Raw genomic sequence first — 12,678 nt, forward strand, 5'->3', positions numbered from 1 at the left:
GATGGCAGGTGAATATCCCCGTCCGCGCTCACGCCGCCACGATATTGACGATCTTGCCCGGCACGATGATCACCTTGCGCACTTCCATGCCCTGCATGAATTTGGCGGTGTTGGGTTCGGCCTTGGCCAGCACTTCGATCTGGTCGCGCGGCAGGTCCACTGCCACTTCGATGGTGCCGCGCAGCTTGCCGTTGACCTGTACCGCCAGCGTCAGCTGGTCGCGCACCAGCGCCGAGCTGTCGACCTGCGGGAACGGCAGGTTCTCCAGCAGCGTCTCCGCATGTCCCAGGACCTGCCACAGCGCATGGCTGGTATGGGGAGTGATGGGGTTGAGCAGCAGTACCGCCGCCTCCAGCGCTTCCTGGCGAACGGCGCGATCATTTGCGCTGGGTCCTGATCCTGTCGAAGGATCGAACTTGTTCAACGCATTGGACAGCTCCATCACCGCCGCGATGGCGGTGTTGAAACTGTGGCGCCGGCCGTAGTCGCCGGCGACTTTGTCGATGGTTTCATGGGTCTTGCGGCGCAACGCCTTCTGTTCGGCCGACAGGACCGACGGATCCACCGCCGGCGCCGCGCCCGATGCCGCGTGTTTCTGCACCTGCGCCCACAAACGGCGCAGAAAACGCGACATGCCTTCCACGCCGGCTTCGTTCCACTCCAGCGATTGCTCAGGCGGCGCGGCGAACATGGAGAACAAACGCACCGTGTCGGCGCCGTACTTGTCCACCATCGCCTGCGGATCGACGCCGTTGTTCTTGGACTTGGACATCTTCTCGCTGCCGCCGATCGACACCGGCTTTCCATCGGCGATCAGCGTGGCGCCGACGATGCGGCCGCGCTCATCGCGCTGCACTTCCACGTCGGCGGGATTGATCCATTCCTTGTTGCCGTTCGCGGTTTCGCGGTAATAGGTATCCGCGATCACCATGCCCTGGCACAGCAGGTTGGCGGCCGGTTCGTCGCTGTCCACCAGCCGCGCGTCGCGCAACAGCTTGTGATAGAAACGGAAATACATCAGGTGCAGGATCGCGTGCTCGATGCCGCCGATGTACTGATCGACGGGCAGCCAGTAGTTGCCGCGCTTATCGACCATGTCCTTGGCACCGGGCGAGGTGTAGCGCGCGTAGTACCAGCTGGACTCCATGAAGGTGTCGAAAGTGTCGGTTTCGCGCTCGGCGGCGCCACCGCATTCCGGACAAGTGGTCTTGCGCCACTCCGGATCGGCCTTGATCGGGGATTTCACTCCATCCAGGATGACGTTTTCCGGCAACACCACCGGCAACTGCGATTCCGGCACCGGCACCGCGCCGCAAGCCGCGCAGTAAATGACGGGAATCGGGCAGCCCCAGTAGCGCTGGCGCGAGACGCCCCAATCGCGCAGGCGGTAGTTGATGCGGCGCTGGCCCCGGCCCTGGCGTTCGAAGCGTTCGGCTAGCGCTTCGAAGGCCCCGCGAAAGCCCAGGCCGTCGAATTCGCCGGAGTTCACCAGCTCCAGGTCGGCGCGGGTCTTGTCGGCATACCAGTCGTGCCAGGTATCGGGGTCGTAGTTCTGTTCGTCTTCGCTCTTGGGCGACTTCAGCGCGATCACCTGCTGGATCGGCAAGCCATATTTGTGGGCGAACTCGAAATCGCGTTGGTCGTGCCCCGGCACCGCCATCACCGCGCCCGTGCCGTAGCCCATCAACACGAAGTTGGCGACCCACACCGGCACCTTGTCGCCGGTGACCGGATGGACCGCGCGCAGGCCGGTGTCCATGCCGCGCTTTTCCTGGGTTTCCAGTTCGGCTTCCGATACGCCGCCGTGCTTCAACTCGTCCAGGAACGCGGCCAACTGCGGATTGGAAGCGGCCGCCTTCAACGCCAACGGATGTTCGCCGGCGATGGACACGAAAGTCACGCCCATCAGCGTGTCGGGGCGCGTGGTGAACACTGTCAGCGACTCGTGCCCTTCTACCGCGAACTTGATTTCCAGCCCTTCCGACCGGCCGATCCAGTTGCGCTGCATGGTCTTGACCGAGTCCGGCCAGCCCGGCAGCTCGTCCAGCCCGTCCAGCAGCTCCTGCGCATAGTCGGTGATGCGCAGGAACCATTGCGGAATCTCGCGCTTTTCCACCACCGCGCCCGAGCGCCAGCCGCGGCCGTCGATGACCTGCTCGTTGGCCAGCACTGTTTGATCCACCGGGTCCCAGTTGACCACCGAATTCTTGCGGTAGGCGATGCCCTTGCGCAGCAGACGCACGAACATGCGCTGCTCGTGCACGTAGTAGTCGGGGCGGCAGGTGGCGAACTCGCGCGACCAGTCGATCGCATAGCCCAGCGCTTTCAGCTGGCTGCGCATGTGTTCGATGTTGGCGTAGGTCCACTTGGCCGGCGCGGTGTGGTTCTTGATCGCGGCGTTTTCCGCCGGCAGACCGAAAGCGTCCCAGCCCATCGGCTGCAGCACGTTCTTGCCGGTCATGCGCTGGTAGCGGCTGATCACATCGCCGATGGTGTAGTTGCGCACGTGGCCCATGTGCAGCGCGCCGGACGGGTACGGCAGCATCGACAGGCAGTAGAACTTGGGCTTGTCGGAGGTTTCGTCGACCTCGAAGGCACGGTTCCGGTCCCAAAAGGACTGGGCGGCGGTTTCGACGGACTTGGGATCGTGGACGGCGGGTTCGGCGGAAACTGACATGCGTGGGCGGACTTCGGTGCTGAAATCAAGCTGCGAAGCGTACCGCAGTGCACCAAGCACCGCCATGGCAATGGCTATGATGGCGGATCTGTCCCGGAGCCGCCCATGCGCTTGAAGCCCGTCGTTCTCATCCTGCTGGCCAGCCAGGCCGCCGTCGCCGCCGAATCCTCCCCTACCCCCGAAACCACGCCCAGCCCCGCCCAAGCCTTGCATTGCGAGCGCCTGTTCGACGCCCGCAGCGGAAAAATGCTGGGCGAACACACCATCGTGGTCCGCGAGGGCAAGATCGCCTCGGTGCTGCCGGGCCGCGCCAAGCTGGCCGACGGCACCCAATCCATCGTGCTGACGGGCCGCACCTGCATGCCCGGCTGGACCGACCTGCATGTCCACCTGGGACAGCAGTCCAATCCACAGAGCTATTCCGAAGGTTTCCGGCTGGATCCCACCGATTACGCGTTCCGGTCGGTCGGTTACGCCGAGAAGACCCTGATGGCCGGTTTCACCAGCGTGCGCGATCTGGGCGGCGGCGTCAGCCCGCATCTGCGCGACGCCGTGAACCAGGGGCTGGTGAAGGGGCCGCGCATTTTCGCCGCCGGCAAGTCCATCGCCACTACCGGCGGCCATGCCGACCCCACCAACGGCTTCAACAGTGAGCTGGAGCACCTGCTGGGACCGCCCGGCCCCACCGAAGGCGTGATCAATTCCATCGATGACGCACGCCAAGCCGTGCGCCAGCGCTACAAGGACGGCAGCGACGTGATCAAGATCACCGCTACCGGCGGCGTGCTGAGCTACGCGAAATCGGCCGACGCGCCGCAGTTCACGGTGGAGGAGGTTCGCGCCATCGTCGAGACCGCCGACGACTACGGCTACAAGGTGGCCGCGCACGCGCACGGCGCCGAGGGCATGAAGCGTGCGGTGCTGGGTGGCGTAACCAGCATCGAACACGGCACCGAGATGACCGATGAGGTCATGTCGCTGATGAAACAGAAAGGTACCTGGTACGTGCCGACCATCTATGCCGGACGCTTCGTAGCCGACAAGGCCAGGATCGATGGTTATTTTCCGGCGATAGTGCGGCCCAAGGCGATCCGCATCGGTTCGCAGATCCAGCAGACCGCGGGCCGCGCCTACAAGAACGGAGTGAAACTGGCCTTCGGCACCGACATGGGCGTGGGTCCTCATGGCGACAACGCGCGCGAGTTCCTGTACATGGTCGAAGCAGGAATTCCCGCCTCCTACGCGTTGCAGGCAGCCACCGTGCACGCCGCCACCGTGCTGGGCGTGGACGACCAGGGCGTGATCGAAACCGGCAAGCGCGCCGACATAATCGCCATGCCAGGCGACCCGGTGGCCGAGATCGACAACGTGATGAAGGTGGACTTCGTGATGAAGGATGGCGTGGTCCATCGCCAACCCGCCATCGAATGATGGTAGGTCGGCCCTACGTGGCCGACGCTCTTGCAAGTCAGTTCGCGCGCGAGTCGGGGACGTAGCCCCGACCTACGGCCTGAAGATCCCCTGTCGCGTGCATAAAAAAAAAGCGGCCACTAGAGCCGCTTTTCGTTACTCAGGATGCTTCCTTCTACTCCCCTAGATTGAACCGCTCTTCGATCGTCAAAGAGGACTTCACGTTATCGAAGATTGGCTGGTCCTGGACTGTCTCTATCTCCACCTGGTAATGCCCATAGGAGCTCAAGTTAAACCTGGCAATACATATATCGCCTTGAGTACCCGTTGAACCATAAAGAAACGCATAGACCACGTCTTCCCTTGGATTTTCTGGCGTAGTTCCCGGATATTTTTCAATATCAATATTTCCAAGAAACTGAGAATTATCCATGATGGTGACGGCTTCCATGGAATTGCCATCAATTCGCGTTACTTTCGCTTTTATGGGCAGCAAAGTCCGAGGTGGCCGCCCCTCCAACAAGCTCAAAGGGTCGCGATTCTGGGCTCGGTCAAATGTCAGTTTGACCATGTATGTTTTTTTGAGATCCACAGCCCCAGGCTGAGCCTGAAAGTCAATCTTGGCTACATTTCCGGCCTTATTTATAGAGAAGGGAATGGCCGCTGAAATTGCCGAATTACGGAGCGGCTGATGGTCTTTAGGCTTGCATGCTACGAGCAGTAGCAGCGCAATACATGAAATCGCAATTGTTCTACATTTCATCGGATGCCTTGTTCGCATGTGTTTCACCATGCAGCCGCTCGCAAATCGCCTCCTCTGCGACGTATCAAACTGCCGCCCCTTAGATTTCAACGCACTGATGACGACCCTATCAGGGGTGGCGATACAGATGCTTGAAAAATACGCCGTGAATCAGCGGCATTACCAGACGCATTTCCAACCCACCACCTGGCCCTGAGCGTTATAGATGTACTCCTTGGTTTGGCCTGGCTGGCAGACGGGACGGAGGCCGGCGGAGTAGTTCGTTTCCTGCGGCAACGACAACTCCGCCACGTTGTTCGCCCGTACCGCGCCAGACATGCCCAATACCGCGATCGTTCCCAGAATCAGCATCTTCATAATATCCATTGCTCCATTTTTCCTTGTGACCCCATTCGACTCCATGAATCATGTCGTGCGGGGAAGAGTGACCGCAGCAGGAATCTGTCCTGCTGCAACTCGATGCTAACAACGGAATGTTTGCGCTCACAAGAGAAATGACGTCCGCAACGATAAATGTTCTATCGATCACAGACGAGTCGTCCTCGTGGATCGTTGCGGTGCATATTTTTGGCGTTCGTGCGGTTGCGAAAAATACGTAGGTCGGCCCTCGTATTAAGTCCGCGTGTCGGGGACGTAGCCCCGACCTACCTACGCTTAGGGGCTACGCCCCCGACGCACGAATACCGAAGCGGCCTGCCACCACCACCCACAGCAGCCACAAACCGAATGCGATGCGCTGCGCCAATCCTGCAGGCATGAAGTCGGTGAATACGAATCCGGCCAGCATCACGCCAGCGGCAATCAGCAGGCACAGCCAGGCGAATCGGCGTGCGTTCGGATAAGCCAACAGTCCGACGCCCATCAGCACCGCAGCGGGGACGAACGCCACCGTCCACAGCATCCAGGCTGTGCCGTGCAGCCGGCTGCTTTCGTTCTCCAAATCCCTGGGGTCCAGCGGCAACAGACCCATGGCGATGAAAGCCAATGCCGACAGGAACACCAGCTGCGCGCCGATGCGAAGAGACCAGCCGGCGCCTGCCGGCAACCGGCGACGCAGCACCATCGCCACGACTCCTGCCAGCATTCCCGGCACCACGAACGCCAGCAGATTGAAGGCCAACGCATTCGGGAAACCTTTCGCGCCAAGCAGCGCGACCGGCATCCGCAGCTGCGAATAACCGTCCAATGCCGTACCGAAACCGCCCACCGATACCAGAAACAGAACGGCGGCGATCCAGCCGGCATTACCCGGCAATGACTTCATTCGGTCTTCCATCGAAACACCTCCTCCACGCCCACGCCGAACGCGCGCGCGATGCGGAACGCCAGTTCCAGCGACGGAGAATACTTGCCCGCCTCCAGCGCGATGATGGTCTGCCTGGTCACTCCGCAGGCCTGCGCTAGCGCTTCCTGGGTCATTTCGCCGCGCTCGAAACGCCAGCGGCGGATGTCATTGGCGATGGGAGTGCCGGTCATCGGCGATCGCGCCAGTAATAGGTGGCCGCCGCGCCGTATTCCAGCAGGCTGCCCAACATCAGCGCGAAGATCAGCAGATTGGCGATCGCCACCGGCGTCGCCCAGATCAACCTCTCCGAAGGCGAGAAATTCAGTGTCACCACCATGGCTATGACGCAGAACACCAGCCCGCCATGCCCCCAACGACTGGCGCGCGCCGTGATCTCGCGGTCGCGTTCGTCCTCTTGCACTTCGTGCTTCCAGCGCGCGCGTGCGACGCGGGACAGCAGTATCCAGGCGCCAAGCAGCATCACCAGGTTGCGGCCGACAGCACGTGTATCCGGGCCGAACACGACGGCAAAGCTTTGCCCCAAAGTCTCCAGACTGATCAGGGAAAAGAGAACAGCGCCAAGGATGAACACGAATCCGTTGCGCGCTTTCCATTCCCCGGGTGAAGCGGCGCTTTCGAACCCATTGCGCAACGCCCGATCGGTGGCATACAGCGCCATGCAAGCCACGCCGACCAGCAGCACCATGCCTAACTGCCCCATATCCAAACCCATCACGCGGCCAGGCGGCTCCGCGAACAGTAGCCACAACGCCATTACCGCCGCCAACGGCAAACCGTACCAACCCAAACGTCGCAGCATAATGTCACCCTCATCAAACATAATGTAACTCATACATTACATTTAGCAAAAATGATGTCAAGTTCTTTTTACACCAGCTTGTATCCTGATCGAGATGGCACCACTTCTCCCCCTGATTTTCCGAACGAGCTCCGCCATGTCCGACCAACTCCACGTCTTCGACGCCACCACCGAAACCTTCGAAGCCGAAGTCCTGCAAAAATCCCTGCAGACCCCTGTGCTGGTCGACTTCTGGGCGACCTGGTGCGGGCCCTGCAAGACCCTGGGACCGATCCTGGAAAAGCTGGCCGGCGAGTACAACGGCGCGTTCCGCCTGGCCAAGGTCGATGTGGACCAGCAGCAGGAGATCGCCGCGGCCTTCCAGATCCGTTCGGTCCCGACCGTATTCCTGGTCAAGGGCGGACAGATCGTCGATGGTTTTCCCGGCGCGGTGCCGGAAGGCCAGTTGCGCGAGTTCCTGAAGCAGCACGGGATAGAACCGGGCTCCACCGCCAATGAAGAACCCGTTGCGGAACAAGCCGCCCCGCTGGATCCGCATGCGGAAGTCCTGACCCTGCGCAAGGCGATCGAAACCGAGCCGGACAAGGCCGAACTCAAGCTCGACCTTGCCCTGGCCTTGCTCAAGATCGGCGCAGCCGCCGAAGCCGAAACGCTGCTCGACGCCTTGCCCGCCAATCTGGCCGCCGACGACCGCGCGATCCGCGCCCGGTCGCGGCTGAGCTTCGTCGCGCTGCTGAAGGACGCGCCGCCAGTGGAAGTGCTGGAGGCCGCTATCGCCTCCAATCCGGACGACCTGCGGGCGCGTCGCCTGCTAGGCGTGCAGCAGTTGCTGGGCGGAAAGGAAGAAGTTGCACTGGAGCAGTTCCTGGAAATGCTGCGACGCGACCGCGGTTATGAAGACGGAACGCCCAAGAAGTTGTTGATCGATGCCTTTCGTGTGGCCGAAGACCAGAATCTGGTGGGGCAGTACCGGCGGAAGATGTCTTCGTTGTTGTTCTAGCGACACCGCGCAAGTAACGCCCAGCCCAGCAAAAAAACGACCGTCATCCCGGCGAAAGCCGGGACCCAACTGTGCGAGGGGTGATGGTTGGGTCCCGGCTTTCGCCGGGATGACGTTCTTCAAGGAATGATGCTCTTCGGCGGATGACTCCCTGGTCTCTAAGGGTGGGAGGACGGCTTCTAGATAACCGCCCTAAAACACTTGACCTGAGGGCCCCAGAGCTTCCATACCCAATCGTATGGTAGTGTTCCGGCCAGTCCCCCAATGAGCCGTCCCGTGAAACCCTCCACCCTGCGCCTGATCTTCAATCTCTGGCCGCCGTTCGTGGCCAGCGGCATCCACGTCACCCGCTTCTCGCCAGACTGGCGGCATGTCCGCGTGGAAATGCGCATGCGCCCGTGGAACCGCAACTACGTCGGCACCCACTTCGGCGGCAACCTGTTCGCCATGACCGACCCGTTCTGGATGATTCCGATCAAGGAATGCCTGGGCAACGACTACCTGGTCTGGGACAAGGCAGCCGAGATCGAGTTCGTCAAACCCGGCAAGGGCACGGTGCACGCCGAGTTCAATGTGGAAGACAGTGCGCTGGAAGAAATCCGTGCTGCGACCGCGGGCGGAGAAAAATACCTGAAATGGTTCCCGGTCGAGGTGATCGATGCGCAGGGCGATGTGGTGGCGCGGGTACGCAAGCAGATCTATGTGCGGTTGAAGCCGAGGCACCGTTAGGGGGTGCAGGGAGCGCTGACATACTTGGCTATCGCGGAGGAAATCAATCGTCATTCCCGCGACGGCGGGAACCCAGCGACTTTGCTCTTGCATGGCATCCACTTGAAAGCCCAAAGCCAAGTCGCTGGGTTCCCGCCTTCGCGGGAATGACGATCAAGGGATTGTGCTGAAGGGTCGAAATCTCGCCTTCGCGCGCTCCCTTGCGCCGCTACAATGCGTCATGCACAACGACTCCCCCGCCCACCGCCCTTCCCTGCAGAAACTCTTCCTGACCGGCCTGCTGACCCTGCTGCCGATCTGGCTGACCTGGGTCGTGGTCAAGTTCGTGTTCGTGCTGCTGTCGGATATCAGCCGTCCGCTGGTCGAACCGCTCTCGCACCAGATCGCCGCTTCTTTCCCCGATTCCATGGGCTGGTTCAACGCGCAATGGGTGCAGGCCGGCATCGCGCTGATCGCCACGCTGTTCGTGATCCTGGCCGTCGGCGTGCTGACCCGGCGCGTGATCGGGCAACGCCTGTTGAGCTGGTTCGAACTGTTGATACTGCGCATTCCCCTGGCCAGCACCATCTACACCAGCGCGCGGCAGTTGCTGGACATCCTGCAGACCAAGCCGGGCAACACCCAGCGCGTGGTACTGGTGGATTTCCCGCACAAGGAAATGAAATCGGTCGGCCTGGTGACGCGCATTCTCAAAGAGGAAGGCACCGGCCGCGAACTGGCCGCCGTCTACGTGCCGACCACGCCCAACCCGACTTCCGGCTATCTTGAAATCGTCCCCATCGAGCTGCTGACGCCGACCGACTGGACCGTGGACCAGGCGATGAGCTTCATCATCTCCGGCGGCGCGGTGTCGCCGGAAAGCGTACCTTTCACCCGCGATGCGGACAGGGCGAAGGTCTCGGCGACCGAAGCGGGAATCGTCACGCCGCCCACCACTTGATTTGCAGCACTTCGTTGCCGCTGAGAGGTTAGTAAATGCGCCAGGCACAAGCACCTACCTTTCCCTGCGATATCTGCGGCATCCGGTGCAAGGCAGGTGCGGGCGTGCACGGCTACCAGCGGATACCCGGCTACGATCTGACCGTTTGCAAGAGCTGTTTCCAGGGAAGCCATGGCGGATGGGCGCCAGCGGATGAAGAAGCCTTCGAAAACCATATGCAACTGAAAGCGATCCCGCTGCCGGCGCGCAATGCGCAAGGCTGGTACCCGAGGGAGCCCGAATGAATAAGCCGCGCACGCTCGACGATCGTGCGGTAAGGCTGTTCCTCGCGCTGGCCGCGTTCTTTTGCGTCAATGCGGTGCTGGCCGAGTTCATCGGGGTCAAGATCTTCGCGCTGGAAGACACCTTGGGCATCGCGCCGTTCGAATGGAACCTGTTCGGGCAGAAGGGTTCGTTGAGTTTCACCGCGGGCACGCTGCTGTGGCCGATGGTGTTCATCCTCACCGATACCATCAACGAATTCTTCGGCCGCCGGGGCGTGAAGTTCATCTCGTGGGTGGCGGTGGCGCTGATCGTCTACGGCTTCCTGTTCGCCTTCGCCGCCATCGCGCTGGCCCCGGCCGGCTGGTGGGTGACGGCCGCGCAGACGCAGGGCGTGCCCGACTACCAGAAGGCTTTCGCGGCGATCTTCGGCCAGGGCATGTGGACGATCGCCGGCTCCATCGTCGCCTTCCTGTTGGGGCAATTGATCGATGTCGCCGTATTCCACCGCATCCGCAACGCCACCGGCGAAAAGCATGTGTGGCTGCGCGCCACCGGTTCCACCGCGGTCTCGCAGCTGGTCGACAGTTTCGTGGTGCTGTACATCGCTTTCGTGCTGGGGCCGCAGAAGTGGCCGACCTCGTTGTTCCTGGCGGTCAGTACGGTCAACTACGCCTACAAGATGCTGGCGGCGATCGCGCTGATCCCGCTGCTGTACCTGATGCGGCGCGGCATACGCGCCTACCTGGGCAGCGTGCGAGAGCAGGAGTTGCGCGAGGAAGCCGCAACCGATTGACTGTAGGAGCGGGCCCTGCCCGCGACGCTTTCATCCCCATGTTTAGGAAAAGCGTCGCGGGCAGGGCCCGCTCCTACAACGAACGCATCCGTGACTTTTGTCGCTGGCCTCGAACGCTTGCATGCGGCACTCTCGCTGGCTACCGCCCTCCGGAGCCTCGCGATGACCCGTCTGCTGCCCAGCCTGCTTGCCCTAGCCACCGCCGCCGTCCTGATGACCGCGGTTCCGCAAGCCGAAGCCGCGAAGAAGAAAACTGCCGAAACCGCCCAGGTCGCAGAGGACAAGGGCGCGCGGCTGACCAAGCTCTATGCCGAATACTGGGAAGAGGTGCTCAAACTCAATCCTGTCCAGGCCACTTTCCAGGGCGACAACCGCTACAACGACCTGCTGCCCGACTTCGGTTCGGCCGAGTACCGCAAACAGCAGCACGACTTCACCGTGCGCTGGCTGAAGACCATCAGGGATGTCGGCAGCACGGGACTGCAGGGCCAGGATCTGCTGAGCTATGAGATCTTCGTGCGCGATGCGGAGAACTCGCTGGAAGGCGAAAAATTCCCCGACTGGATGATGCCTGTCAACCAGATGGCCAGCATCGCCAGCTATGCGGTGATGCTGGGCGCGGGCACCAGTGCGCAGCCGTTCAAGACGGTAAAGGACTACGACAACTGGCTGGCGCGCGGCAACAGGCTGCCGGTCCTGTTCGACACCGACATCGCCAACATGCGCGAAGGCATCAAGGCCGGCGTGGTGCAGCCGCGCGCCCTGATGGTCAAGGTCATCCCGCAACTGGATGCGCTGATCAAGGACAAGCCGGAAGACACCCTGTTCTGGGGCCCGATCAAGAACCTGCCCGCCGATTTCAGCGCCGCCGACAAGCAGCGCCTCACTGCCGATTACCGCAAGATGATCGGCGAACAGCTGCTGCCGGCCTATCGCAAGCTGCGCGCCTTCATCAACGATCAATACCTGCCTGCCACGCGCGACAGCGTTGGCTTGGACAAACTGCCCGACGGGCTGGCCTGGTACGCCTACAACGCGCGCAATTCCACCACTACCGACATGAGCCCCGACGCCATCCATCAACTCGGCCTTAGCGAAGTAGCGCGCATCCACGGCGAGATCCGCGAGCTGATGGCCGAGACCGGCTTCAAGGGCTCGCTGCAGGATTTCTTCAAGTTCATGCAGAACGATCCGCGTTTCAGCTTCAAGGACGAGCCCGCGTTGCTGGCGTACTACCGCGCGCTGGAAGCACGGATCAACAAGCGCATCCCCGAGCAATTCTCGCTGACGCCCAAAGCCCCGTTCGAGATCCGCCCGGTGGAGGAATTCCGCGCCAAGTCCGCGGCCGGCGGCGAATACCAGAGTCCCAGCGAAGACGGCAGCCGTCCCGGCATCTTCTACGTCAACACCTACGACCTGCCCACCCGCAAGACCTGGGATGCGGAAGACCTGTATCTGCACGAAGCGATCCCGGGCCATCACTTCCAGTTGGCCCTGCAGCAGGAACTCAGCGGAGTGCCGGCGTTCCGTCGCTTCGGCGGCGAAACCGCCTTCATCGAAGGCTGGGGCCTGTACTCCGAATCGCTGGGCAAGTCGCTGGGCGTCTACGAGACTCCGTACGATTACTTCGGCTACCTGCAGAACGAACTCTGGCGCGCGATCCGCCTGGTCACCGACACCGGCCTGCACAGCAAAGGCTGGACCCGCGAACAGGTGATCAAGTACATGCTGGACAATTCCGCCGAGAGCGAAACGCAATCCACCGCCGAAGCCGAACGCTACATCGCCTGGCCGGCGCAGGCGCTGGCCTACAAGATCGGCGAGCTCAAGATCCAGCAGCTGCGGACCAAGTCTGAGAAAGAACTGGGAAGCAAGTTCGACGTGCGCGAATTCCACGCCGAAGTGCTGAAGGACGGCTCGGTGCCGCTGGACGTGCTGGAAGCGAAGATAGACCGCTGGATCGCGGGCAAGAAGGGCTGATGAATCCGCGGCGATGG

Annotated in this window: 13 protein-coding genes; 7 read left to right on the top strand and 6 right to left on the bottom strand. The window is 61.8% G+C overall.

The annotated features are described in order from the left end of the window. Positions 1–28: 28 nt before the first annotated feature. Positions 29–2,677 carry a leucine--tRNA ligase gene (leuS, locus tag BLR66_RS06160; RefSeq protein ID WP_093284429.1) on the bottom strand — a complete coding sequence of 883 codons (2,649 nt, stop codon included), beginning with the start codon at positions 2,675–2,677 and terminating at the stop codon, positions 29–31. Between the two features lie 105 nt (positions 2,678–2,782). On the opposite strand from leuS, the gene BLR66_RS06165 reads away from it, so the two are divergent. After that, a complete protein-coding gene (locus tag BLR66_RS06165; protein WP_093281391.1) occupies positions 2,783–4,108 on the top strand; it encodes a metal-dependent hydrolase family protein in 1,326 nt (441 codons plus the stop codon). A gap of 154 nt (positions 4,109–4,262) precedes the next feature. On the opposite strand, the gene BLR66_RS18840 is transcribed toward BLR66_RS06165, so the two are convergent. From BLR66_RS18840 to BLR66_RS06190, 5 genes are all read right to left on the bottom strand, one after another. Beyond that, positions 4,263–4,850 (bottom strand): DUF5625 family protein, encoded by a 588-nt coding sequence (locus BLR66_RS18840; protein WP_143014568.1) that lies wholly within the window; start codon positions 4,848–4,850, stop codon positions 4,263–4,265. Positions 4,851–5,009: 159 nt separating this feature from the next. Further along, a complete protein-coding gene (locus BLR66_RS06175) occupies positions 5,010–5,216 on the bottom strand; it encodes a hypothetical protein (RefSeq protein ID WP_093281399.1) in 207 nt (68 codons plus the stop codon). 295 nt (positions 5,217–5,511) lie between these two features. Next, positions 5,512–6,114, bottom strand: coding sequence for a DUF998 domain-containing protein (locus tag BLR66_RS06180; RefSeq protein ID WP_093281403.1), 603 nt, complete (start codon positions 6,112–6,114; stop codon positions 5,512–5,514). Further along, positions 6,111–6,326 carry a helix-turn-helix transcriptional regulator gene (locus tag BLR66_RS06185; RefSeq protein ID WP_093281408.1) on the bottom strand — a complete coding sequence of 72 codons (216 nt, stop codon included), beginning with the start codon at positions 6,324–6,326 and terminating at the stop codon, positions 6,111–6,113. The genes BLR66_RS06180 and BLR66_RS06185 overlap by 4 nt, the downstream gene beginning before the upstream one ends. Further along, complete coding sequence (locus BLR66_RS06190) at positions 6,323–6,955, bottom strand: DUF2178 domain-containing protein (protein WP_093281412.1); 633 nt, start codon at positions 6,953–6,955, stop codon at positions 6,323–6,325. The genes BLR66_RS06185 and BLR66_RS06190 overlap by 4 nt, the downstream gene beginning before the upstream one ends. A gap of 136 nt (positions 6,956–7,091) precedes the next feature. Here BLR66_RS06190 and trxA point away from each other — a divergent pair, with 136 nt between their 5' ends. The 6 genes from trxA (at position 7,092) to BLR66_RS06220 (ending at position 12,661) form a co-directional block, all read left to right on the top strand. Then, the gene (trxA, locus tag BLR66_RS06195; protein ID WP_093281416.1) at positions 7,092–7,955 is read left to right on the top strand and encodes a thioredoxin; all 864 of its coding nucleotides are present in this window, start codon (positions 7,092–7,094) and stop codon (positions 7,953–7,955) included. A gap of 276 nt (positions 7,956–8,231) precedes the next feature. Further along, the gene (locus BLR66_RS06200) at positions 8,232–8,684 is read left to right on the top strand and encodes a DUF4442 domain-containing protein (protein WP_255402321.1); all 453 of its coding nucleotides are present in this window, start codon (positions 8,232–8,234) and stop codon (positions 8,682–8,684) included. Positions 8,685–8,904: 220 nt separating this feature from the next. Continuing rightward, positions 8,905–9,624, top strand: a complete 720-nt coding sequence (locus BLR66_RS06205) for a DUF502 domain-containing protein (protein WP_093281425.1) — start codon at positions 8,905–8,907, stop codon at positions 9,622–9,624. A gap of 35 nt (positions 9,625–9,659) precedes the next feature. Beyond that, the gene (locus BLR66_RS06210; protein WP_093281428.1) at positions 9,660–9,908 is read left to right on the top strand and encodes a hypothetical protein; all 249 of its coding nucleotides are present in this window, start codon (positions 9,660–9,662) and stop codon (positions 9,906–9,908) included. Next, entirely contained in the window at positions 9,905–10,681 is a 777-nt protein-coding gene (locus BLR66_RS06215; protein ID WP_093281432.1) for a queuosine precursor transporter, read from the top strand. The genes BLR66_RS06210 and BLR66_RS06215 overlap by 4 nt, the downstream gene beginning before the upstream one ends. Before the next feature lie 162 nt (positions 10,682–10,843). Next, positions 10,844–12,661, top strand: a complete 1,818-nt coding sequence (locus tag BLR66_RS06220; protein ID WP_093281435.1) for a DUF885 domain-containing protein — start codon at positions 10,844–10,846, stop codon at positions 12,659–12,661. The last annotated feature ends 17 nt before the right edge of the window (positions 12,662–12,678 follow it).

Origin of the sequence: Pseudoxanthomonas sp. CF125 (assembly GCF_900104085.1) — a bacterium.
Lineage (GTDB): Bacteria > Pseudomonadota > Gammaproteobacteria > Xanthomonadales > Xanthomonadaceae > Pseudoxanthomonas_A.